Source organism: Microbacterium sp. JAI119 (genome assembly GCF_013410135.1).
Lineage (GTDB): Bacteria > Actinomycetota > Actinomycetes > Actinomycetales > Microbacteriaceae > Microbacterium > Microbacterium oxydans.
This window is the reverse complement of record NZ_JACCCK010000002.1, coordinates 467,412-490,369: the sequence shown is the minus strand read 5'-3', so window position 1 is coordinate 490,369 and position 22,958 is coordinate 467,412. Positions and strand designations below refer to the sequence as shown.

At 68.1% G+C, this 22,958-nt stretch carries 19 protein-coding genes; 14 read left to right on the top strand and 5 right to left on the bottom strand.

All coding sequences use genetic code 11. The annotated features are described in order from the left end of the window. Positions 1-28 precede the first annotated feature (28 nt). The 4 genes from HDC31_RS13305 (at position 29) to HDC31_RS13290 (ending at position 3,449) form a co-directional block, all read left to right on the top strand. On the top strand, positions 29-790 hold the full coding sequence (locus tag HDC31_RS13305) for an ABC transporter ATP-binding protein (RefSeq protein WP_046747330.1): 762 nt from the start codon (positions 29-31) through the stop codon (positions 788-790). Further along, a complete protein-coding gene (locus HDC31_RS13300; protein WP_113680058.1) occupies positions 787-2,247 on the top strand; it encodes an ABC transporter permease in 1,461 nt (486 codons plus the stop codon). Before HDC31_RS13305 ends, HDC31_RS13300 begins: the two co-directional genes overlap by 4 nt. 18 nt (positions 2,248-2,265) lie before the next feature. Continuing rightward, on the top strand, positions 2,266-2,925 hold the full coding sequence (locus HDC31_RS13295) for a 2-phosphosulfolactate phosphatase (protein ID WP_141370398.1): 660 nt from the start codon (positions 2,266-2,268) through the stop codon (positions 2,923-2,925). A gap of 101 nt (positions 2,926-3,026) precedes the next feature. Then, positions 3,027-3,449 carry a DUF3054 domain-containing protein gene (locus HDC31_RS13290; protein ID WP_046747333.1) on the top strand — a complete coding sequence of 141 codons (423 nt, stop codon included), beginning with the start codon at positions 3,027-3,029 and terminating at the stop codon, positions 3,447-3,449. A 7-nt stretch (positions 3,450-3,456) separates the two neighbouring features. On the opposite strand, the gene HDC31_RS13285 is transcribed toward HDC31_RS13290, so the two are convergent. From HDC31_RS13285 to HDC31_RS13270, 4 genes are all read right to left on the bottom strand, one after another. After that, positions 3,457-3,945, bottom strand: coding sequence for a SprT-like domain-containing protein (locus HDC31_RS13285; RefSeq protein WP_061017169.1), 489 nt, complete (start codon positions 3,943-3,945; stop codon positions 3,457-3,459). A gap of 46 nt (positions 3,946-3,991) precedes the next feature. Beyond that, positions 3,992-4,519: a hypothetical protein gene (locus tag HDC31_RS13280; protein ID WP_046747335.1), complete on the bottom strand. Its 528-nt coding sequence runs from the start codon at positions 4,517-4,519 to the stop codon at positions 3,992-3,994. A gap of 156 nt (positions 4,520-4,675) precedes the next feature. Then, a complete protein-coding gene (locus tag HDC31_RS13275; RefSeq protein WP_113680585.1) occupies positions 4,676-5,536 on the bottom strand; it encodes a spermidine synthase in 861 nt (286 codons plus the stop codon). Between the two features lie 37 nt (positions 5,537-5,573). Then, positions 5,574-6,845: an LCP family protein gene (locus tag HDC31_RS13270; RefSeq protein WP_113680586.1), complete on the bottom strand. Its 1,272-nt coding sequence runs from the start codon at positions 6,843-6,845 to the stop codon at positions 5,574-5,576. A gap of 150 nt (positions 6,846-6,995) precedes the next feature. Between HDC31_RS13270 and HDC31_RS13265 the strand changes: the two genes are divergently transcribed. The 5 genes from HDC31_RS13265 to HDC31_RS13245 are packed head-to-tail and all read left to right on the top strand — an operon-like array spanning position 6,996 to position 12,514. After that, positions 6,996-8,285, top strand: a complete 1,290-nt coding sequence (locus HDC31_RS13265; RefSeq protein WP_179516203.1) for a sugar ABC transporter substrate-binding protein — start codon at positions 6,996-6,998, stop codon at positions 8,283-8,285. 15 nt (positions 8,286-8,300) lie between these two features. After that, on the top strand, positions 8,301-9,275 hold the full coding sequence (locus HDC31_RS13260; RefSeq protein ID WP_058630487.1) for a carbohydrate ABC transporter permease: 975 nt from the start codon (positions 8,301-8,303) through the stop codon (positions 9,273-9,275). Continuing rightward, positions 9,272-10,105 carry a carbohydrate ABC transporter permease gene (locus HDC31_RS13255; RefSeq protein WP_017828171.1) on the top strand — a complete coding sequence of 278 codons (834 nt, stop codon included), beginning with the start codon at positions 9,272-9,274 and terminating at the stop codon, positions 10,103-10,105. The genes HDC31_RS13260 and HDC31_RS13255 overlap by 4 nt, the downstream gene beginning before the upstream one ends. Beyond that, a complete protein-coding gene (locus HDC31_RS13250) occupies positions 10,102-11,634 on the top strand; it encodes a glycoside hydrolase family 3 protein (protein ID WP_179516202.1) in 1,533 nt (510 codons plus the stop codon). Before HDC31_RS13255 ends, HDC31_RS13250 begins: the two co-directional genes overlap by 4 nt. A gap of 13 nt (positions 11,635-11,647) precedes the next feature. Beyond that, positions 11,648-12,514: a MurR/RpiR family transcriptional regulator gene (locus HDC31_RS13245; protein ID WP_046747341.1), complete on the top strand. Its 867-nt coding sequence runs from the start codon at positions 11,648-11,650 to the stop codon at positions 12,512-12,514. Positions 12,515-12,578: 64 nt separating this feature from the next. On the opposite strand, the gene HDC31_RS13240 is transcribed toward HDC31_RS13245, so the two are convergent. Beyond that, positions 12,579-13,499: a sugar kinase gene (locus HDC31_RS13240; RefSeq protein WP_052748658.1), complete on the bottom strand. Its 921-nt coding sequence runs from the start codon at positions 13,497-13,499 to the stop codon at positions 12,579-12,581. Between the two features lie 163 nt (positions 13,500-13,662). Here HDC31_RS13240 and HDC31_RS13235 point away from each other — a divergent pair, with 163 nt between their 5' ends. The 5 genes from HDC31_RS13235 (at position 13,663) to HDC31_RS13215 (ending at position 22,942) form a co-directional block, all read left to right on the top strand. Then, the gene (locus HDC31_RS13235) at positions 13,663-15,336 is read left to right on the top strand and encodes an ABC transporter substrate-binding protein (RefSeq protein WP_058630490.1); all 1,674 of its coding nucleotides are present in this window, start codon (positions 13,663-13,665) and stop codon (positions 15,334-15,336) included. 86 nt (positions 15,337-15,422) lie between these two features. Then, a complete protein-coding gene (locus HDC31_RS13230; protein WP_058630491.1) occupies positions 15,423-16,427 on the top strand; it encodes an ABC transporter permease in 1,005 nt (334 codons plus the stop codon). Positions 16,428-16,461: 34 nt separating this feature from the next. After that, on the top strand, positions 16,462-17,427 hold the full coding sequence (locus HDC31_RS13225; RefSeq protein WP_021199008.1) for an ABC transporter permease: 966 nt from the start codon (positions 16,462-16,464) through the stop codon (positions 17,425-17,427). Then, on the top strand, positions 17,424-19,139 hold the full coding sequence (locus tag HDC31_RS13220; RefSeq protein WP_231728803.1) for an ABC transporter ATP-binding protein: 1,716 nt from the start codon (positions 17,424-17,426) through the stop codon (positions 19,137-19,139). The genes HDC31_RS13225 and HDC31_RS13220 overlap by 4 nt, the downstream gene beginning before the upstream one ends. Positions 19,140-19,438: 299 nt before the next feature. After that, positions 19,439-22,942 (top strand): DNA-directed RNA polymerase subunit beta, encoded by a 3,504-nt coding sequence (locus HDC31_RS13215; protein ID WP_061017158.1) that lies wholly within the window; start codon positions 19,439-19,441, stop codon positions 22,940-22,942. Positions 22,943-22,958: the final 16 nt, after the last annotated feature.

Sequence of the window (22,958 nt, the reverse complement as noted above, 5' to 3'; positions counted from 1 at the left end):
CACGGGCGGCGGAAATAGCGTCGGAGACATGGAGATCACGACCACCGACCTGGGGCTCGCCGCCCGCGTCCAGCACCTGAAGAAGACCTACGGCTCCGGCGAGGGCACCGTCCACGCGCTGGACGACGTCAGCGTGGGCATCCGCCGCGGGCAGTTCACCGCCATCATGGGGCCTTCGGGTTCCGGCAAGTCGACCCTGATGCACATCATGGCGGGACTCGACAGCCCGACCGAGGGACGCGCGTGGATCGGCGACACCGAGATCACCGGCCTGGGCGACATCGACCTCACCATCCTGCGGCGTCGCCGGGTCGGCTTCATCTTCCAGGCCTTCAACCTCGTCCCGACGCTCGACACCCTCGGCAACATCATGCTCCCGTTCGAGCTCGACGGTCGCCGTCCGAGTGCGATCGAGCGCGCGCGCATCGACGGGCTCGTCGAGACGCTCGGCCTGGGCTCGCGGCTCTCCCACCGTCCGCACCAGTTGTCCGGCGGTCAGCAGCAGCGTGTCGCCATCGCCCGCGCCCTCGCCACGGCACCCGACCTCGTGTTCGCCGATGAGCCCACCGGCAACCTCGACTCGAAGACCGGCCGTGAGGTGCTGCGCCTGCTCGCCACCGCGAGCCGCGAGCACGGGCAGTCGATCGCGATGGTCACGCACGACGCGATCGCCGCCAGCCACGCCGACCGCGTGCTCTACCTCGGCGACGGACGCATCGTCGCCGACCACCCCCGTCAGACCGCTGAGGAGATCTCGGCCTACATGCTCGCCGCGGAGGTGGCCGCATGAGCGCCGTCGCCACGGTCGTCCCCGAGACTCGGGCGACCGGACCCCGACTCGCGTGGTTGCGCGACCGCGGGATGGGGGCCAGCATCCTGGTCGCGGCACTGTCCGCGGCGTTCGGCGTGCTCCTCGTGGAGATCACCGCCTACATCGGCGCCGTGCTGCAGAACGATCCGTTCATCGGCGACAGCGAGACTCTCGCCTTCGTCGTCGCCCTGCTCTCCGTCCTGTTGACCGTCGTCGCGATGTACGTCGCGGCCATCGTCACCGCCAACACCTTCTCGACGATCATCGCCGGTCGTACGCGGCAGATCGCGCTCATGCGCCTGATCGGTGCGACCGCGCGCTCCCAGCGCGCCGAGGTCGGCAGGCAGGGACTCGTCGTCGGACTCCTCGGAGCAGCGATCGGTCTGCTGGTCGGGATCGGGCTCGCGGCCGTCGGAGTGCAGATCGGCGGGCAGCTGATCACCAATGCCCCGTCCGATTTCTCCCTCGCTCAGCCCTTCGTGGCGCTTCCGGCGATCGGCGTGGCCCTCACGACATGGGCGGCGGCGTGGGCCGGTTCCCGACGCGTGCTCGCGGTGACCCCGCTGCAGTCGCTGGGCGGTTCGGTCGAGCGCACCCTCGACGAGGTCTCCGGCAAGCCGGGCCGGCACATCGGCGCCTGGGTGCTGCTCATCGCCGGTGCGCTGCTCCTGGTCGGCGGGATTCTGGTGGGGCTCATGACGCCGCTCGGCGTCGTCGTGGCGTTCGTCGGCGGTGTGCTCTCGTTCACCGGCCTCGCTCTCGGATCCGTGCTGTTCATGCCGCCCGTGCTGCGTCTGGTCGGCCGGATGTTCGGGTCGAGCGCCACCGCTCGCCTCGCCGCCGAGAACGCGCTGCGCTACCCCGAGCGTTCGTCGCGGATGGCGATCGGCGTGGTGATGGGTGTGACCCTGGTGACGATGTTCGCCGTGGCCCTGGAATCGGCCAAGGCGTTGATGATGAGCCAGTCGACGGGAGAGGTCCCTCCGGAGTTCTTCGCCCCGATGGACGCTTTCGCGGCGGTGATGATGGTGCTGGTCGCCGTCTCCGCGGTGATCGCCGCTGTCGGCCTCGTGAACCTCCTCACGATCGGAGTGGTGCAGCGACGCAGGGAGCTCGGACTGCTGCGCTCGATCGGTCTGTCGAATCGCCAGGTGCGACGGATGGTGCTGCTCGAAGCCACGCACATCACGGTCGCGGCGACTCTGACGGGCCTCGTGCTCGGGGTCGTGTACGGCTGGATCGCCGCGCAGTCGCTGCTCGGTTCGGTGCCGACGTTGCCGGACTTCACGCCGGCGGGGCTCGTCGCGCCCCAGATCCCGTGGGTTCCCGTGGTCATCATCGTCGTCGCGACGGCGGTGCTCGCGCTGGTGGCGGCCGCGACGCCGACGCGACTGGCGACCAGGGTGGCCCCGGTCGAGGCTCTCGCAGCCGACTGACGCCTCTAGGCTGGTCGGGTGCCGTCGCCGTTCGATCAGTCCACGTATCAGGTCCGCCTCGACTGGGGGACAGCAGGTCTCGACCGGCTCGCCGGCGCCGACGTCGTCGTGGTCGTCGATGTGCTGAGGTTCTCCTCGATCGTCGTCGACGCCGTCGCGTCCGGCGCCGAGGTCGGTGTGGCCGAGGCGGAGACCTGGTCGCGCAACGGCGCGGCGGTCGCGGTCGCGGCCTCCCGCGGATCGACGGTGCTCGTGGGAAGCATCCGCAACGCCGGCGCCGTCGCTCGCGCGGTGCAGACCATCCAGGAGCGTCGGCAGGCACGCACCTCCGTCGCCGTCATCGCGGCCGGCGAGCTCGACGAGAACGAGCTTCTCCGGTTCGCCGTGGAAGACCAGCTCGGTGCGGGCGCGGTCATCGCCGCGCTCTCGGCTCGGGGCATCGATCACACGGCCCCGGACGCCGCGGTCGCCGCCGAGGGGTTCCACGCACTCCGCGCCGCCGTGCGGCATATGGTCGGGGCGAGCGGTTCCGGGCGGGAGATCGCGGGCGGCGTCGCGGCGACGGCCCGCATCGAAGCAGCAGGACTGACACCCACCACGGTCGCCGACGCGGCGGTGCTCGACGCGGTCGACGTCGTCCCCGTGCTGCGTGATGGGGTGTTCACCCGCTTCGAGTGATGTCGCCTCGGCCCGTCCGGCGCGATCCTGCCGGCACGCAGATGTGTGCCGGATGCCGCGGGGCAGGCGCCGGTGTGGGCGAGGACACGTAGGGTCGTGTCATGAGGTACCTTCCCGCTGTCGTCGTCGACGTCGTGCTCGTGCTGATCTTCGCGGCGATCGGTCGCGCCTCCCATGACGAGAACCCCGCAGGGTTCCTCCTCACGGCATGGCCGTTCCTGATCGCCCTCCTGGTGGGGCATGCCCTCGCGGCCCTGTTGCCTGGTCGACCCCGCCGCCCCTGGTCATTGCTGTGGGGCGCGGTGGTCTGGATCGTGACGGTCGCCGGTGGCATGCTCATCCGCGTGTTGAGCGGTGATACGGCGGAGGTGCCCTTCATCATCGTCGCGACGCTCGTGCTGGGGGTGTTCCTGGTCGGCTGGCGCGCGATCGCGGCGCTGGTGCGTCGTCGGCGCAGCTCGGCGGAGAGCATCGACGGATCCGCACCGGTCGAGACGGAGGGCGTCGACGACTCCGACAGGTGAGTCGCGGTCAGCGCGGGAGCTGCGCGGCGAGCCGCACGTCGCTCGTGATCTCACGTCGGGTCCAGGCGAACAGGTGCCGGGAGTCGAATGTGCGCGAGCAGCGTGCACACGACGTCGGCCTCGTGGGCCGGCGGTGCCGGTACGTGACGTGCCCGGCGGGGCAGCTGCCCACCCAGGGCGCGAGCTCCACCGCCGTCTCGCCGTGATGGGTGGTGCCGCCGACGTAGCCGAGGTCGCGGGCGACGCGCTTCCAGATCGGTCCGTGGGCGGCTTCGTGGCCGGCGAGGGCGTGCGCGACCTCATGCAGCAGCACCTGGTGGATGTCGTCATCGTCGAAGCGCGCGGCGAGGTAGCGCGACACGGTGATCCGCTTCTTCGTGTAGTCGCACTGACCGGCCCGACGCTTGGCATTGTCGAAGCCGAACGACCAGCTGTCGTCGAGATGCAGCGTGATCAGTGCCTCGCCCCAGACGCGCACACGGTCAAGTTCCGCCATGCGATCAGGCTAAGCCATGCCGGTGACATCGCGGCCGCGCCGGGCCTCAGCCGGGGATGAGCTGCGGTGGGCGCCGACGCTCGACCGCTTCGATCGCCAGGAGCGCGGTCTCGAGCTCGCTGTCTTCGGCCCCGGACTCGCGACGCAGGAACAGCGACTGCTTGAAGCTCTCGCGCGCGGTCTCGTAGTCGCCGGCGTCGTAGGCGTTCTTGCCATGGTGCTGGTACGCGAAGGCCGCGATCGACAGCCACCGCTGGCCCTCGGCCTCGGCGGCGCAGGTCGCGAGCTCCTGTTCCGCTGCGGCGTGCGCACCCCGATACTGCAGGATCGTCGCATGCAGCACGCGTGCGCGAAGCACGTCCTTGCGAGTCCCCGCCATGCGCGCCTGGCGCACCGTCTCGTCCGCCAGCGCGAGCGCCTCATCGAGGCGGTCGAGCACCTTCAGCAGCCACACGCGCTCCAGCAGAGCGGGCAGGCTGCGCTGCGAATCGATCTCCGCGAGACGGGCCTCGCACTCATCGAGATCGACCTTTTCGCGGAGGGTCTCCTGGTCGTATCCCCGGATGAAACTCATTGCTCTCCTTCCGCAGCGTCCCCACCCAGTCTGCCTTCCGTGCGCGGGGTCCACCCGACGGCGCGCCCTGGTCTGCCGCATCCTGATTTCGACACGCCGCCATCGCTTTCCGGGGGCGCCGTCCGAGCCGCTCGCGCGCGGGGAGCGGGCGGTGCGTCAGCGCAGGAACAGCGAGGCGTCCGGCCGCGGTGAGGCGACGGCGTCGGCATCTGTCACGATCCGCGCCCCCTGGATGAAGGCGTCGACCTCGGCGCCCTGAGCGATCTTGGCGGGATGGGGGCCCGCGGCCAGGATGCGCGGCAGCCACTCCGTCGGCAGGGGAGCGGCGGAGGCGGCGATGACGAGATTCCCGAAGCGCCGGCCCTTGAGCACCTGGGTGTCGGCCAGGATGCCGACCTCCGGAAGCACGTCCGCGATCGTCGCGGCCTGGCGGCGGGCGAAAGCGAGTCCCGGCCCGTCGGCGACGTTGACGAGGAGCACCCCGCCCGGGGCCAACAGCTCTGCGAGTTCCCGGTAGAACTCGACGCTGGTGAGATGCGCGGGTGTCTGCGCACCCGAGTAGACATCGGAGACGACGAGGTCGCAGCTCGCGCGGAGCGCGCTCGGCAGCTTGGCGACTCCTTCGCGGGCATCGCCGATCCTGATCCGGATCGGCGCTCCCTTCGGCAACGGGAGGTGTTCGCGCACCAGCTGCGCGAGCGGAGCCTCGAGCTCGATCACCTGTTGACGTGAGCCGGGCCGCGTCGCGTCGATGTAGCGCGGTACGGTCAGCGCGCCGGCCCCGAGGTGCACGGCGGTCAGGGGGCCGGGGGCGAGCTGATCGATGACCGCGCCCATGCGGACGATGTACTCGAAGTGCAGGTGCGTCGGGTCGTCGAGGTCGACATGGGACTGCGGGGTGCCGTCGACGATGAGCTCGAAGCCGCTCGTGAACTCCGAGGGCACGATGCCGGCGATGCCGCCGTGGTCCAGCCGGACCTGGGGATGCTCGGTGTCGCGCGATCTCGTCCGGCCCATGGGCACGAGCCTACGCGCTGCTCAGCGTCTCAGCGGCTCAGCGCTGCTTGCCGTTCGCACACGTCTCCTGATCGACCGTCTGACCGGAGATCGCCGAGTCGAGCGTCGCACGGGGAGACGGCGCGTCCGTGGCAGGAGCATCCGTCGCCGGCGGATCCGTCACCGGAGCCTCGCCTTCCGTGCCCGGCGCAGGTTCGACGAGTTCGACGCCCCCGTTGTTGCTGACGTCGCCGGTGAGCTGCACGGGCTGACCCGCTTTCAGAGCGTCCCAGATGGTCGCGGCGGCCTGCTCGTTCGGGATCACGCGGTCGGAGTCGTCGGGGTCGGCGAAGACCGGGTACTGGAGGAACACGAACTCGGAGAACGGCACGTCCTTGATCGACAGGGCCAGCTGGGCGAGCCGGATGGGGTTTCCCAACTCGACGCTCGGATCGATGTTGTCCACGATGGTGTCGGCGAGCCCCAGCACCTTGCCGGGGTCGGACAGCACCTCGTCGCTCATGATCTTCTTCACGAGGCGGGACATGTACTGCTGCTGGTTCGACACGCGCGCCATGTCGCTCTCATCGCCGACGCCGTGCCGCGTGCGGATGAATTGCAGGGCCTCGTAGCCCGACACGGTGCGCAGACCCGGCTCCCAGTCGAGCGCGGTGTGCCGGTCGCGGATGCCGTCGCCGCCGATGCACACCTCGACGCCGCCGATCGCGTCGGTCACCTCCATCACGCCGTCGAAGTCGATCTTGGCGGCGAAGGGGATCTCGATCCCGGTGAGCTCGGTGACGGTCTTCGCGACGCAAGACATCCCGGCGTTCTGATAGATCGAGTTGATCTGCGTCTTGCGGGTCTCCGAGGCGATCGATCCGTCTTCTCTGGTGCACTCCGGCGTCGGGATCATGAGGTCGCGGGGAAGCGAGACGACGGTGACGTTGCGCGGCTCTGCCGAGACGTGGACCAGGAGGTTCACGTCGTTGAGGATCCCACCGTCGGCCTTCGAGCAGCGCTCGCCCAGCAGACCCGTCGACACGGCACCGCATTCGTCGGTGCCGAGGACGAGGATGCTGAACTCCCCGGGGTAGGCGCTGATGGACGGCGGCTCCACCTCGGGGGCATCCTCCAACGCGACGGCGCCCTCGTTGAAGCGGTTGAAGTAGTCGGTGACGACGAACGCGGCGACCGCGATCGCGGCGACGAGGATGACACCGACGGAGATCCCGGCGATCTTCAGGAATCCTCTGGCGGGCTTCTGAGCGGGGCGTGTCGCGTGGCGAGCGACCGTCGAGCGGTCGTTGTCAGGAGTGCGGCGAACCATCCGGGGAGCCTACCGGGGGAACCTGATGTTACGGCCACATGACGATTGTGAGAGGAACTTGCAGGTAATTAGTTAGTCGTGGATACTTTTTCCTAACCCCCGGTGAGTACCCGATGCTTGCCAGGACTTTTCAAAGAGGAGATCCCCGCAATGCACAAGCGCATTCTCTCGGCTGTGGCGCTCGGCGCCGTGGCCACGCTCGCCCTCGCCGGTTGCGCCGGCGGCAGCGACACCGGCTCCACCGACGGCAAGGGCCAGGAGCTCACCGTCTGGATCATGAAGGGCACCAACCCCGACGCCTCCGCCTTCTACGACAAGGTGTCCGACGCCTTCGAGAAGGAGACCGGCGCGACGGTCAAGATCGAGGAGATCCAGTGGGCCGACGCCCACGACCGCTTCGTGACCTCCATCGCCGGTGGCACGACCCCCGACATCGCCGAGACCGGCACCACCTGGACCGCGGAGTTCGCCGACGCCGGCGCGCTCGAGCCGCTCGATGAGTACGTCGACACCGAGAAGGGCCTCCGCGACGACCTCGTCGAGGGCCTCGAAGTCGCCGGCACCTACGACGGCGAGCTGTACGGCATGCCGTGGTACGCGGGCGTCCGCTCGCTGGTCTACCGCGCCGACGTGTTCGAGGAGCTCGGTCTCGAGGCTCCGAAGACGTGGGACGACATCGTCGCCGCGGGTGACGCCATCAAGGCGGCCAAGCCCGACATGCTCCCCTTCCCGGTTCCCGGTGACGCCGAGTTCCAGGTCTACCCCTGGGTCTGGGGCGCCGGCGGCGAGATCGCCACGAAGGACGGCAAGACCTGGACCAGCGAGCTGGACAGCACGCAGTCGCAGGCGGGCATCGAGTTCTACACGGGCCTCGCCACCGAGCACGGCTTCTCCTCCGCAGGTGCCACCACCTGGAAGGAGACCGACCTCCGTGACGCGTTCACGCAGGGCAACGTCGCCATGATGCTCTCGGGCTCCTGGACGCCGAAGTCGCTCATCGAGGCGAACCCCGACCTCGAGGGCAAGATCGGCGCAGCCGTCATCCCGGGTGAGGACGGCGGTATCGCTCCGTCCGTGCTCGGCGGATCACACCTCTCCGTGTTCAACACGACCAAGAACGCCGACCTCGCGTGGGAGTTCGTCAAGCTCATGACCACCGGCGAGTTCGCCGAGCAGTGGTCGAACGAGACCGGCTACTTCCCGGGCGTCCAGTCCGCGATGGAAGAGGCGCTGGCCTCGACCGACCCGCTGGTCGCACCGTTCGCCGAGCAGATGGTCGACGGTGGCGCATCCGTCCCGGTCACCCCGAACTTCGGCGCCGTGCAGGCGAAGAAGACGACCAACTCCATGATCCAGGCCATCCTCAGCGGGCAGAAGGACGTCGCGACCGCGACGAAGGACGCCGCCGCCGAGATGACCGAACTCCTCAACCAGAAGTAAGGAAGCATTCCTTCCATGTCGATGGTGCAAGCGCCACTGCCGGCCACGGAAGCGGAGTCCCCCTCCGCTCCCGTGGCCGGCGGCCGGAAGCGACGCGGTCTCTCGATCGTCGCGGCCCGCCCCTGGCTCCTTCTCGCGCCCGGGCTGGCCATCCTCGCGGTGCTCATGCTCTGGCCGCTCATCCAGGTGTTCATCTACTCGCTGCAGGACTACGGTCTGCGCGAGATCAACACCGGGGAGAACAACTGGATCGGTCTCGACAACTACGTCGAGGCGCTCACCAACCCGACTCTCTGGACGGTGGTGCTGCCGAACACCGTCGGGTTCGCCGCCGTGGCCGTGTTCGTCACGGTCGCCGTCGGCACGCTCGTGGCGCTGCTGCTCGCGCGGCTGGGCACCACCTGGCGCGTCATCGTCTCCAGCTGCATCATGGTCGCGTGGGCGATGCCCGCGGTGACCGGCACGTATGTCTGGACCTTCATCTTCGATGCCGACCGCGGCATCTTCAACACCGTCCTGCGCGACCTCGGCCTGATGGACGATCCCGTGAACTGGTTCACGAACCAGTGGTCGTTCTACGCCATCGTGCTCCTCAACGTCGTACACCACGGCTTCCCGTTCGTCGCCATCACGGTGCTCGCCGGCCTGCTGGGCGTCTCGAAGGAGATGCTCGAAGCCGCAGCGCTCGACGGCGCGGGCGCCTGGCGCCGGTTCTGGAAGATCATCTTCCCCACGCTCAAGCCCGTGTTCTCGGTCGTGATCATCCTCTCCACCATCTGGGACTTCAAGGTCTTCGCGCAGGTGTACCTCATGCCCGGTGGTGGCGGTGGCAACCGTCAGGTGCTGAACCTCGGCGTCTGGTCGTACGTGGAGTCCTTCGGCCAGAACCGGTACGGCTTCGGTGCGGCTCTCGCCGTGCTGCTCACGCTGGTGCTGATCGGCATCACGATCGTCTACATCCGCTCCCTCATGAAGGAGGACGAGCTGTGAACCCGCGTCCGAGGCTCCGCTCCCGCATCGGAATCGGGATCGCGGTCGCCGCCGTCCTGATCTTCACCCTCTTCCCCGTCTACTGGATGGTCTCCAGCGCCTTCGACGGCAAGGCGTCCAGCGGTGGACAGTCGCTCCTCCCGCAGGAGTTCACGTGGGACAACTTCGCCTTCGTGCTCACCGACGGCGGATTCGGCACGTACCTGCGCAACTCGGCGATCGTGGCGCTCGTCACGGTGCTCGTGAGCGCTCTGGTGTGCCTGCTCGCCGCGGTCGCGGTTGCACGCTTCAAGTTCAAGTTCCGCACCACGATCCTGATGATGATCCTGATCGTGCAGATGGTGCCGCTCGAAGCGCTCGTCATCCCGCTGTTCCTGCAGGTCAAGAGCCTCGGTCTGCTCAACAGCATCCTCGGCCTGATGGTCGTCTACGTCGCGCTCTCCCTCGCCTTCGGCATCTGGATGCTCCGCGGCTTCGTCGCCGCCGTTCCCGTCGAGCTCGAAGAGGCCGCCTACATCGACGGTGCGAGCTGGTGGCGGATGTTCCGCTCGGTGCTGCTGCCGCTGGTCATGCCGGGCCTCGTCGCCACGAGCATCTTCAGCTTCATCACCGCATGGAACGAGTTCATCTTCGCGATGACCATCCTGGGTGCGCAGACCGACCAGTACACGGTCTCGATCGGTCTGAAGTCGTTCTTCGGCCTGCACTCCAACGACTGGGGCAGCATCATGGCCGCGTCGACCATCATCACGGTGCCCGTCATGATCTTCTTCGTGCTGGTGCAGCGCAAGCTCGCCTCCGGCATGGTGGCAGGAGCGGTGAAGGGATGACCGACGAGCTCGAACGTCTCGCGAACGGCGTGCTGTGGCCGGGCTTCTTCGGCACCGAGGCGCCCGCGTGGCTGCGCGACGAACTGCGTGATGGACTGGCCGGAGTCGTGTACTTCGGGCAGAACGTCGGAGAGGGCCTGCCTGCGTTGAGCGCCCAGATCCTCGACGCGAACCCGAATGCCCTGATCGGCATCGACGAGGAGGGCGGCAGCGTCACCCGGCTCGAGTCCGCCACCGGGTCGACGGTTCCCGGTGCCGCGCAGCTCGGCCTGCTCGACGATCTCGTCGCCTCGGAGGAGACCGGAGCGGAGTTGGCACGTCGTGTGCGTGCGGTCGGCGCCAACGTCGTGCTCGGTCCGGTCGCCGACGTGAACACCGACCCCCGCAACCCGGTCATCGGCGTTCGCGCGTTCGGTGACGACGAGGCGCTCGTCTCCCGGCACGTGGTCGCGACGATCGACGGCATCCAGGACGGCGCGGTCGCGGCGTGCGTGAAGCACTTCCCGGGTCACGGCGACACCCACATGGACTCGCACCACTCGCTTCCCGAGATCACGCTCGACCTCGAGGAGTTCGAGCGTGTGCATCTGGAGCCGTTCCGCGCGGCGATCGATGCGGGCGTCGATGCCGTCATGACCGCTCACATCGTGGTCCCGGCTTGGGGCGAGCAGCCGGCCACCCTCAATCCGCGTGTGCTCGGCATGCTGCGTGACTGGGGCTACGACGGCGTCATCATCACTGATGCTCTCGACATGGCGGCCATCCGCGAGACGGTCGGACTCGGCGGGGGAGCGGCCATGGCCCTCGCCGCCGGAGCCGACCTCCTGTGCATCGGAAACCCTACCAACCCGGGCGATGCGGCTCTGCCCGACCAGGACGAGCAGGACTTCCGCGCGGCGAGAGACGGGATCGTCGCGGCTCTCCGCGACGGCTCGCTCCCGCGTGAGCGCGTCGAGGAGGCAGCAGCCAGGGTCGCTGCGCTCGCGACCAAGCTCCGCTCCGCCGCGGCCGCGGTAGAAGCCACGCAGGAGCCGACAGGCGACTTCGACGCCGCCGGGATCCTGCGCCGAATGGTGACGATCTCCGGAGGTACTCCCGAGGTGTCGACGGAGCTCGCGGTCATCGATGCGCGTCGCCGATCGACACTGGCGGTCGACAGCGCGGGTTCGTACGTCGCGAGTGCGCTCGCGGAGGAGGGCCTGCGCGTGCGTCTCGACGTGGCGTCCGCGCCGCTGTCCGAGCAGGACCGGGTGCTCGACGAGATGGCGGCCGCGGCGGCCACAGCCTCCGCGACGACCGTGCTCTTGATCGACCGGCCGGACACCGACGCCGCGCAGCGGGCACTCGTCGAACGCGCTGCCGTGCGCGATCCGCACGCTGTGGTCGTCAACGTGGGGCTTCCGACGGCGCAGCCGTTGCCCCTGCCGACCGTGGAGGTCGCCGCAGCCAGTAGGCTCGGTGCCCAGACGGCGCGTGAAGCACTCCTCGGACGCTTCACGGCGCAGCAGAGGATGACCAGCGCCGGCTGAGACAGGACCCTCCATGGACGATGACGTTCTCGCTCTGGTGCGGCGCTCCCTTCCCAAGGTGAGCGCCGCAGAGGCGCGCGTCGCGGAGAAGATCCTGGGCGACCCGACCCTGGTCGTCGACCTGGCGATCAACGACCTCGCCCAGCTCTGTCAGACCTCGCTCTCGACGGTCGCCCGCTACGCCCAGTCCCTCGGATACAGCGGCTACCGCGAACTCAGGGTCGCGGTCGCCCGCGCGATCACCCTGGAGCAGGCGCAGCAGGCACGGTTCGGTCTGGACACCACCGCGATCGACCCCGACGACGGTCCGAGCGCGATCGCCGCCAAGCTCGCCGCCCAGGAGATCGACGCGATCGAGAAGACCGCGCTCGCCCTCGACGCGGCCGCGCTCGACAGGGTCGCCCGTGCGGTCGTCGATGCCCGGCACATCGATCTCTTCGGCCAGGCCGCGTCATCGCTGACGGCGCAGGACCTGCAGCTGAAGCTGTCGCGCATCGGCTGCTCCGTCTCGCACTCGGCCGACCCGCACCTCGCGGTCACGACGGCTTCGCTGCGCAGTGCCGCCGACGTGGCGATCGCCTTCTCCCATGGCGGCGAGACCACCGAGACACTGCGTGCCCTCGAGGTCGCCCGCGACGCCGGTGCGCTCGCGGTCGCGGTCACCAGCGCTGCGGACTCGCCTGTGGCACTGGCGGCCGATGTCGTGCTGCTCACACACGCGCACGAATCCCCCTTCCGGATGGCCGCGATGTCGAGCCGCATCGCACAGCTCGCGCTCGTCGATGTGCTCTTCGTGCGGGTCGTGCAGCACCGCGGGGAGCCGGTCGCCGTCTCGCTGCAGCGCACTCACGACGCGGTCCCGGCCCGGCGTCGCAGCTGAGGCCCGGCGTCGCAGCTGAGGCCCGGCGAGAAGCACCGGTGCGAGAAGGCAGGCTCGAGAAGGCTCAGTCGACGTGGTCGCGGGTGCTGACCAGGGCGCGGGTCGCGATGCGATGTCCGCGCGCGAGACTCCCCGTCAGCGAGAGGCCGGTGAGCACCCCGGCGAGGAAGCCGGCCGCGAAGGCATCGCCTGCGCCGATGGTCTCCACCACGGGCGCGTCGAGCGCGTCGCTCTCGGCGGTCTCGGTGCCGTCGAACGCCACGGCACCGCTCGCGTCGGTGATGAGCAGATGGCGCGGGTGGGGGAACAGGGCGCGGATCCGCTGCGGCTCGCTCGTGCCGAACACGGCCTCCGCGTCGGGTCGGGTGCAGAACACGATGTCGGCGCGGGATGCGAAGTCCGCGACGATCCTGCGGCCCTCGGCCTCGCGTCCGAGCCAGAGCGCGGGTCGCCAGTTCACATCGAAGCTGAGCAGGCGGCCGGGGCGTCGCTCCGTGAACAGCGCTTCCTGGGCGGCGAGGGCTGAGGCCGACAACGCGGGTGTGATCCCCGAGGTGTGCACGAGCGCCGCATCGCCGAGGAGTGCGGATGCCACCGGCGTCGTGAGCGTCCGGGGCGACAGGGACGCGGCGGCCGACCCGGCGCGGTAGTAGTGCATGGTGCCGTCGACGGCACCGTCCTCCCGTGCCGACAGCTCCTTCACGTAAAGCCCGGTGGGTGCGTCGCCGTCGACCTCGACCGCGGAGTCGTCGACGCCGTGGGCACGCAGCTCAGCGGTGAGGAAGCGCCCGAAGCCGTCGTCACCGACGCGGGAGAGGACCGACGTGCGCACACCTGCCGACGCCAGAGCGATCGCGGTGTTCCACTCCGCCCCGGCGAGGGAGCGGTGGAAGGTCCGGCAGTCCTCGAGCGGACCCGCGGTGGCGGCGACGAGGGCGACCATGCCCTCTCCGAAGCAGACGGCGAGCGGAGTGGTGTCTGGCACGATCTGGACACTACCGGATCGATGCCGGTCCCGCCGATATCGGATTGCAACCTGGATGCGTTTGGTATCTGAGGATCTGCTGGGTACCGTCGAGTCATCACCGTCACCGAGGCGAGGAAGCCTCGGGACGCGCAAAGAAGCGCCCGACAGGGAAGGTCACACAATGCACCAATCAGTCAAGCGTCGGCGAGGACTCATCGCCGTAACCGGAGCCACGATCGCGGCGCTCGCGCTCGCCGGCTGCGTCGCCAGTGAGCGTGGCGACGAGGGCTCGGAAGGATCGGGCGACGTCGACGGGACGTTCGTGTTCGCTGCGTCCTCGGACCCGGCGAGCCTCGACCCCGCCTTCGCGCAGGACGGCGAGAGCTTCCGCGTCTCGCGCCAGATCTTCGAGGGTCTCGTCGGCACCGAGCCCGGCACCGCCGACCCGGCACCGCTGCTCGCCGAGTCGTGGGAATCGTCCGAAGACGGAATGTCGCACACCTTCGAGCTGAAGAAGGACGTCACGTTCCAGGACGGCACGCCGTTCAACGCCGAGGCCGTCTGTGTGAACTTCGACCGCTGGTTCAACTGGACCGGTCTCGCGGCTTCCGAAGCCTTCGGGTACTACTACAACAAGCTCTTCAAGGGGTACGCCTCCAACGCGGCCGACGCCGTCTACAAGTCCTGCACCCCCGACGGCGAGAACTCGGTGACGATCGAGCTCAACAAGCCGTTCGCCGGCTTCGTCGCCTCGCTCTCGCTCCCGGCCTTCGCCATGCAGAGCCCCTCGGCGATGCAGGAGTTCGGTGCGGATGAGGTCAGCGGTTCCGCCGAGGCCCCGCAGCTGTCCGAGTACGCCATGGGCCACCCGGTCGGCACCGGCCCCTACGCCTTCGACGAGTGGGCGCCGGGCGAGCAGGTCACGCTCAAGTCCTACGACGGGTACTGGGGCGAGAAGGGGCAGATCGACGAGATCATCTTCCGCACGATCGACGACCCGACCGCACGCCGCCAGGCGCTCGAATCCGGCTCGATCGACGGCTACGACCTCGTCGGACCGGCCGACACCAAGGCTCTCGAGGACGACGGCTTCACGATGGTGTCGCGCCCGCCGTTCACGATCCTGTACCTCGCCTTCAACCAGGCGGTGCCGGAGCTGCAGGACCCGAAGGTGCGTGAGGCGCTCTCGTACGCGGTCGACAAGGACGCGCTGATCAGCCAGGTGCTGCCGGAGGGCACGCAGAAGGCCATCGAGTTCGTCCCCGAGGTCGTCAACGGCTACAACCCCGATGTCACGACCTACGACTACGACCCCGAGAAGGCGAAGTCGCTGCTGGCCGAGGCGGGCTACACCGAGGCGAACCCGCTGAAGCTCACCTTCAACTACCCGGTCAACGTGTCGCGTCCGTACATGCCGGACCCCGAGCAGATCTTCACCGTGCTGTCGTCGCAGCTGTCAGAGGTCGGCGTCGAGACCACCCCGGTCTCGGAGGAGTGGGTCGAATACCTCGACCGCACCACCGGCACCTCGGACCATGGCATCCACCTGCTCGGCTGGACCGGTGACTACAACGACACCGACAACTTCGTCGGCGTCTTCTTCGGCCAGCAGAGCTCCGAGTGGGGCTTCGACAACCCCGAGCTGTTCCAGAAGCTGAACGAGGCGCGCGGCGTCTCGAACCTCGAGGACCAGACGGCGCTGTACGAGGAGATCAACGAGATGGTCGCCCAGTTCATCCCCGGTGTTCCGCTCGCGCACCCGGCGCCGACCCTGGCGTTCGACCCGCGCGTGAAGAGCTACCCCGCCAGCCCGGTGAACGACGAGGTCTTCACGGACATCGTCCTCACCAAGTAGGCCTGACCACTTGATACGTCGTTCCCCGGTCCCACCCCTTCGGCGGGACCGGGGAACGACGTACCTTCTGATCGACGGAGATCTTCGTGCTGCGCACCATCGGCAGGCGACTGCTGTTCCTCATCCCCACCCTGTTCGGGCTCAGCATCCTGCTGTTCGCCTGGGTCAGGGCCCTTCCCGGCGGCCCCGCGGTCGCCCTGCTCGGCGAGAAGGCCACACCCGAGGCCGTCGCCAGAGTCAACGAGCTCTACGGCTTCGACAAGCCGCTCATCGAGCAGTACTTCATCTGGATCGGGCGGCTCCTCCAAGGAGACTTCGGAACCTCCATCCAGACCAACCGTCCGGTGACCGAGGAGTTCATGCGGCGCTTCCCCGCGACGCTCGAGCTCAGCGTGATGGCGCTCATCTTCGCGGTCGGCATCGGCATCCCGCTCGGATACTGGGCCGCCCGCCGCCACGGCAAGTTCACCGACCACGCATCCGTGGTGCTGAGCCTGATCGGCATCACCATCCCGGTGTTCTTCCTCGCCTTCATCCTGAAGTACGTCTTCGCGGTGCAGCTGGGCTGGCTGCCGTCGGACGGACGACAGAATCCACGAATAGACGCGACCCATCCCACCGGGTTCTATGTGTGGGACGGCATTATCACCGGAGAGTTCGATGCCGCATGGGATGCGATCCTGCACCTGATCCTCCCGGCGCTCGCGCTGGGTACGATCCCGCTCGCGATCATCGTCCGCATCACCAGGGCCAGTGTCCTGGAGGTGCAGAACGCGGACTACGTGCGCACCGGTCGGGCCAAGGGCGTCGGTGCGCCGACGCTGCGCAACCGCTTCATCCTGCGCAACGCCATGCTCCCGGTGATCACCACGATCGGCCTGCAGACCGGGCTGCTGATATCCGGGGCGGTGCTCACCGAGACGGTGTTCGCCTTCCCGGGCATCGGCTCGTTCCTGGCGAGGGCGATCTTCACCAGGGACTTCCCGGTCCTCCAGGGGTTCATCATCTTCATCGCGATCGCGTATGCGCTGATCAACCTGGCGGTCGACGTCTCCTACAGCTTCATCGACCCGAGAGTGAGGGTCCAGTGATGTCCCTCTCCATCGTCCGAAAGGAGGCGGTCGCATGACCATCGCACTCCCGCCCGCCCAAGGTCCCTCGGCGGAGAGCGGCGGCAGCATCGACACCGTCGCCATCGCCCAGGCCGACCTGAAGAACGGCTCCGGCGGCTTCTGGCGGGATGTGTTCCGCCGCCTCCGCCGCAATCCGACGGCATGGATCGGCGCGGCCATCGTGGTGGCGTTCCTGCTCATCGCCGCTCTCGCACCTCTGATCGCTCCCTACCCGGAGACGGCGCTGCCCGGCGCGAAGTACATCACGCCGACCTACATCCCGGGGCCGGGGGAGCTGCCGCAGTTCCCGCTGGGCCTCGACCGCTTCGGCGGCGACGTGCTGTCCAAGCTCATCTGGGGTGCGCAGGCGTCGCTCATGATCGGTGTCATCTCCACCGCGATGGGCCTGGTCGGCGGCATGATCCTCGGGTTGCTCGCCGGCACGTTCGGCGGATGGGTGGACACGCTCATCATGCGCATCGTCGACATCATCCTGTCGGTGCCGAACCTGCTGTTGGCCGTCTCGATCGCTGCGATCCTCGGGCAGACGCCCTTCGCGATCATGATCGCGATCGGGGCGTCGCAGGTGCCGATCTTCGCCCGGCTGCTGCGCGCATCCATGCTGCAGCAGCGCTCCAGCGACTACGTGCTCTCGGCGCAGACGCTCGGTCTCGGCCGCGGCAAGATCACCATGTCGCACGTGCTGCCCAACGCCATCGGCCCCGTGATCGTGCAGGGGACCCTGACGCTCGCCACCGCCGTGATCGATGCGGCGGCGCTGTCGTTCCTCGGCCTCGGCGGAGGCCGCCCGGAGACGGCCGAGTGGGGGCGCATGCTCACCTACGCACAGGCCGAGCTCGCCATCGCACCCTGGCTCGCCTTCCTGCCCGGCATCTGCATCGCCGTCACGGCGCTCGGCTTCACCCTGCTGGGTGAGGCGCTGCGCGAGGCGATGGACCCACGGACGAGGGCGCGATGAGCGCCGCGAAGGAGAAGCAGATGTCGACCGAGCCGTTGCTGTCGGTCCAGGGCCTCGCCGTGGACTTCGCCACCATGGACGGCGTCGTGCACGCGGTCGAGGGCGTCGACCTCGAGATCCGTCCCGGTGAGACGGTCGCGATCGTGGGAGAGTCCGGTTCGGGCAAATCCACCACCGCGATGGCCATCATCGGGTTGCTCGCCGGGGGAGGCCGGATCGCCTCCGGCAGCATCCGCCTCGACGGGAAGGAGATCTCCCGAGCGCCGGAGAACGAACTGCGCACGATCCGCGGCCGCGACATCGGCCTCGTGCCGCAGGACCCGATGTCGAACCTGAACCCGGTGGCGAAGATCGGCACACAGGTGGCGGAGACGCTGCTCGCGCACGGCCTCGCCACGCGGCAGAACGTGCAGGCGAAGGTGGTCGAGGCCCTGACTGCCGCAGGGCTCCCTGATCCGGCGCGGCGCGCGAAGCAATACCCGCACGAGTTCTCCGGAGGCATGCGCCAGCGGGCGCTCATCGCGATCGGTCTGGCCTGCAAGCCGCGCCTGCTGATCGCCGACGAGCCCACCAGCGCCCTCGACGTCACCGTGCAGCAGACCATCCTCGATCAGATCGGGCAGATGACGCGCGAGCTGGGAACGGCGGTGCTGCTCATCACCCACGACCTGGGACTCGCTGCCGAGCGCGCGGAACGGGTGATCGTGATGCACCGCGGCAAGGTCGTGGAGCAGGGCGATGCTCGGCAGATCCTGGAGGATCCGCAGCATCCGTACACGCAGTCGCTCGTGAAGGCGGCACCCTCGGTGGCGGCGGCCCGTCTGCGGCCGGAGGCGTTCCGGGTGCAGGAGCCGGTGGACTCGGCGACGGACGCTTCGACAGGATCAGCGACCCCCGGGGTTCCCGGCTCCCAGGGCTCGTCGAAGGGCAACATCGTCGAGATCGAGAACCTCACCAAGGTCTACCCGGTACGCGGCCGTGGGGAGGACTTCGTCGCGGTCGACGACGTGTCGCTGGTGATCCCGCGCGGGGAGACGGTCGCGATCGTGGGGGAGTCCGGTTCGGGCAAGACCACGACCGCGCGGATGCTGCTCAAGGTGATCGAGCCCACGAGCGGGCTGATCCGCTACGAGGGCAAGGACATCGCGTCGCTGAGCCGGGCGGAGACGAAGGACTTCCGCCAGCGGGTGCAGCCCATCTTCCAGGACCCGTACTCGAGCCTGAACCCGATGTTCACGATCGAGCGGCTGATCGCCGAACCGTTGGAGTTCTACAAGCGGGGGAGCACTGCGGATCGTCGCAAGCGCGTGCGGCAACTGCTCGACGACGTGGCGCTGCCGCAGTCCATGCTGCGTCGCTACCCGTCCGAGCTCTCAGGCGGTCAGCGGCAGCGCGTCGCGATCGCCCGTGCGCTCGCGCTCTCGCCCGATCTGATCGTGTGCGACGAGCCCGTGTCGGCGCTCGACGTGCTCGTGCAGGATCAGATCCTGAAGCTGCTCGGCGACCTGCAGAGCGAGTACGGCCTGAGCTACCTGTTCATCTCGCACGACCTCGCGGTGGTGCGCCTGATCAGCGACTACGTGTGCGTCATGAAGGACGGGAAGCTGGTGGAGGCCGCGACCTCGGAGGAGATCTTCACGAACCCGCGCGACCCCTACACGAGGCGTCTGCTGGCGTCGATCCCGGGCAACGAGCTGAACATCGCCTCCTGAGGCCCCGTTCGCCGACACCCAACCCGCCCGCCGAGACCCATCGCCGCAGACGTCTGCGGCGATGGGTCTCGGCGCTGACGGTGGGTGTGGACGACTCCGGCGGGGTGCCAATACCGCAGGTTCGAAGATTGGTCAAGGATTGCGCTTGCCATGTCGCAGAATCGTGCGTATAGTTGGTAGTTGCGCTCGCTTCTCCCTGCCCTCATATGGTGGTCGGCATCTGTTGAGTTCCCGGGCGCACACTCCACCTGACGACAAAGGAATCGAGAAGCCCTGCGGGGCTCACGGAGGTTATTCCCTTGGCTGCTGCTCGCAACGCATCCACATCCACCACCACCAAGAACGGACGCGGAGCTTCCCGTCTTTCGTTCGCCAAGATCTCCGACACGCTGACGGTCCCTGACCTTCTCGCCCTGCAGACCGAGTCCTTCGGTTGGCTGGTCGGCAACGACGCCTGGAAGGCGCGCGTGGCCGAGGCCAAGGCCGCCGGTCGTACCGACGTGAACGAGAACAGCGGCCTCGGCGAGATCTTCGAGGAGATCTCTCCGATCGAGGACCTCGGCGAGACGATGCAGCTGTCGTTCACGAACCCGTACCTCGAGCCGGAGAAGTACTCGATCGAGGAGTGCAAGGAGCGTGGCAAGACCTACGCCGCTCCGCTGTACGTCGAGGCCGAGTTCATGAACCACCTCACGGGTGAGATCAAGACCCAGACGGTCTTCATGGGCGACTTCCCGCTCCAGACCGACAAGGGCACGTTCATCATCAACGGCTCCGAGCGCGTCGTCGTCTCGCAGCTCGTGCGCTCGCCGGGTGTCTACTTCGACAAGACCCCCGACAAGACGAGTGACAAGGACATCGTCTCGGCGCGCGTCATCCCGAGCCGTGGTGCATGGCTCGAGTTCGAGATCGACAAGCGCGACCAGGTCGGCGTGCGTGTCGACCGCAAGCGCAAGCAGTCCGTCACGGTCTTCCTCAAGGCGCTGGGCATGACCAGCGAGGAGATCCTGGCCGAGTTCGCCGGCTACACCTCGATCGAGGAGACGCTCGCGAAGGACACGATCGTCACGAAGGAAGATGCTCTCCGCGACATCTACCGCAAGCTCCGTCCGGGCGAGCAGGTCGCAGCCGAAGCCGCGCGTGCGCTTCTCGACAACTTCTACTTCAACCCGAAGCGCTACGACCTCGCCAAGGTCGGTCGCTACAAGATCAACCACAAGCTGGGCCTCGACCAGCCGCTGACCTCGTCGGTGCTCACCGTCGAGGACATCGTGGCCACGATCAAGTACCTCGTGCGTCTGCACGCAGGCACCGAGGAGACCTTCACCGGTATCCGCGGCGGCAAGAAGGCCGAGATCCGTCTCGCGACCGACGACATCGACAACTTCGGCAACCGTCGCATCCGCGCGGTCGGCGAGCTCATCCAGAACCAGGTCCGCACGGGTCTGTCCCGCATGGAGCGCGTCGTCCGCGAGCGCATGACCACGCAGGACATCGAGGCCATCACGCCGCAGACCCTGATCAACGTGCGCCCCGTCGTCGCCGCGATCAAGGAGTTCTTCGGAACCTCGCAGCTGTCGCAGTTCATGGACCAGAACAACCCGCTCGCGGGTCTGACGAACAAGCGTCGTCTCTCCGCGCTCGGCCCCGGTGGTCTCTCGCGTGACCGCGCCGGTGTCGAGGTCCGTGACGTCCACCCGTCGCACTACGGCCGCATGTGCCCGATCGAGACTCCTGAAGGCCCGAACATCGGTCTGATCGGTGCGCTCGCGACGTTCGCGCGCATCAACTCGTTCGGCTTCATCGAGACCCCGTACCGCAAGGTCGTCGACGGTGTCGTCACCGAGCAGATCGACTACCTGACGGCTTCCGAAGAGGTCGACTTCAACATCGCGCAGGCCAACGCCCCGCTCGATGCCAAGGGTCGCTTCGTCGAGAGCCACGTCCTGGCACGCCCGAAGGGCGGCAGCGGCGAGGTCGACATGTTCCTCCCCGAGGACATCGGCTACATCGACGTCTCGCCGCGCCAGATGGTGTCCGTCGCGACCTCGCTCGTCCCCTTCCTCGAGCACGACGATGCACAGCGCGCCCTCATGGGTGCCAACATGCAGCGTCAGGCCGTGCCGCTGCTGCGCAGCGACTCGCCGCTCGTCGGAACCGGTATGGAGGGCTACACGGCCATCGACGCCGGTGACGTGATCACCGCCGAGAAGGCCGGTGTCGTCTCCGAGGTCTCCGCGGACCGCGTCGTGGTCATGCTCGACGAGGGCGGAACGCAGGAGTACCACCTGCGCAAGTTCGACCGCTCGAACCAGGGCACGTCCTACAACCAGAAGGTCGTCGTCAACGCCGGTGAGCGCGTCGAGGTCGGAGAGGTCATCGCCGATGGCCCCGCCACCGAGAACGGCGAGCTGGCCCTCGGGAAGAACCTCCTCGTCGCGTTCATGACGTGGGAGGGCTACAACTTCGAGGACGCGATCATCCTGAGCCAGGACCTGGTGAAGGACGACACCCTCTCCTCGATCCACATCGAGGAGTACGAGGTCGACGCCCGCGACACCAAGCTCGGCAAGGAGGAGATCACCCGTGACCTCCCCAACGTCAGCCCGGAGCTGCTGAAGGACCTCGACGAGCGCGGCATCATCCGCATCGGTGCCGAGGTCCGCCCCGGCGACATCCTCGTCGGCAAGGTCACGCCGAAGGGTGAGACCGAGCTGTCGGCCGAGGAGCGTCTGCTCCGCGCGATCTTCAACGAGAAGAGCCGCGAGGTCCGCGACACGTCCCTGAAGGTGCCTCACGGCGAGCAGGGCACGATCATCGCGGTCAAGGAGTTCAACGCCGAGGACGGCGACGACGAGCTCGGCTCCGGCGTCAACCGCCGCGTCGTGGTCTACATCGCCCAGAAGCGCAAGATCACCGAGGGTGACAAGCTCGCCGGCCGTCACGGCAACAAGGGTGTCATCGCGAAGATCCTCCCGATCGAGGACATGCCGTTCATGGCGGACGGCACCCCGGTCGACATCGTCCTGAACCCGCTCGGCATCCCGGGTCGAATGAACTTCGGCCAGGTGCTCGAGACCCACCTCGGGTGGATCGCGAAGCAGGGCTGGAAGGTCGAGGGCACACCGGAGTGGGCAGTGCGTCTGCCGGAGCAGGCCTTCGAGGCAGCCCCCGGCACGAAGGTCGCGACCCCGGTGTTCGACGGTGCGAGCGAGGAGGAGATCGCAGGTCTCCTCGACGCGACCATCCCGACCCGCGACGGTGTCCGTCTGATCGACTCCACCGGAAAGGCCCAGATGTTCGACGGCCGCTCCGGCGAGCCGTTCCCGGCCCCGATCTCGGTCGGCTACATGTACATCCTGAAGCTGCACCACCTGGTCGACGACAAGATCCACGCACGTTCCACGGGTCCCTACTCGATGATCACCCAGCAGCCGCTCGGTGGTAAGGCGCAGTTCGGTGGACAGCGCTTCGGTGAGATGGAGGTGTGGGCCCTCGAGGCCTACGGCGCCGCGTACGCGCTCCAGGAGCTCCTCACGATCAAGTCCGACGACATCCTCGGCCGCGTCAAGGTGTACGAGGCGATCGTCAAGGGCGAGAACATCCAGGAGCCGGGCATCCCCGAGTCCTTCAAGGTGCTCATGAAGGAGATGCAGTCGCTCTGCCTGAACGTCGAGGTCCTCTCGGCCGACGGCACGCTGGTCAACCTCCGCGACACCGACGATGAGGCGTTCCGCGCCGCAGAGGAACTCGGTATCAACATCTCCAGCCGCTTCGAGGCCGCCTCGATCGACGAGATCTAATCCTTCGGAGGGCCCG

Bases quoted from the DNA above. Each gene is read 5' to 3' on its own strand.
- HDC31_RS13260 (WP_058630487.1), top strand. From the start codon at position 8,301: ATGTCGATGGTGCAAGCGCCACTGCCGGCCACGGAAGCGGAGTCCCCC.
- HDC31_RS13300 (WP_113680058.1), top strand. From the start codon at position 787: ATGAGCGCCGTCGCCACGGTCGTCCCCGAGACTCGGGCGACCGGACCC.
- HDC31_RS13265 (WP_179516203.1), top strand. From the start codon at position 6,996: ATGCACAAGCGCATTCTCTCGGCTGTGGCGCTCGGCGCCGTGGCCACG.
- HDC31_RS13235 (WP_058630490.1), top strand. From the start codon at position 13,663: ATGCACCAATCAGTCAAGCGTCGGCGAGGACTCATCGCCGTAACCGGA.
- HDC31_RS13285 (WP_061017169.1), bottom strand. From the start codon at position 3,945: ATGGCGGAACTTGACCGTGTGCGCGTCTGGGGCGAGGCACTGATCACG.
- HDC31_RS13270 (WP_113680586.1), bottom strand. From the start codon at position 6,845: ATGGTTCGCCGCACTCCTGACAACGACCGCTCGACGGTCGCTCGCCAC.
- HDC31_RS13250 (WP_179516202.1), top strand. From the start codon at position 10,102: ATGACCGACGAGCTCGAACGTCTCGCGAACGGCGTGCTGTGGCCGGGC.
- HDC31_RS13305 (WP_046747330.1), top strand. From the start codon at position 29: ATGGAGATCACGACCACCGACCTGGGGCTCGCCGCCCGCGTCCAGCAC.
- HDC31_RS13245 (WP_046747341.1), top strand. From the start codon at position 11,648: ATGGACGATGACGTTCTCGCTCTGGTGCGGCGCTCCCTTCCCAAGGTG.
- HDC31_RS13225 (WP_021199008.1), top strand. From the start codon at position 16,462: ATGACCATCGCACTCCCGCCCGCCCAAGGTCCCTCGGCGGAGAGCGGC.
- HDC31_RS13280 (WP_046747335.1), bottom strand. From the start codon at position 4,519: ATGAGTTTCATCCGGGGATACGACCAGGAGACCCTCCGCGAAAAGGTC.
- HDC31_RS13290 (WP_046747333.1), top strand. From the start codon at position 3,027: ATGAGGTACCTTCCCGCTGTCGTCGTCGACGTCGTGCTCGTGCTGATC.
- HDC31_RS13275 (WP_113680585.1), bottom strand. From the start codon at position 5,536: ATGGGCCGGACGAGATCGCGCGACACCGAGCATCCCCAGGTCCGGCTG.
- HDC31_RS13220 (WP_231728803.1), top strand. From the start codon at position 17,424: ATGAGCGCCGCGAAGGAGAAGCAGATGTCGACCGAGCCGTTGCTGTCG.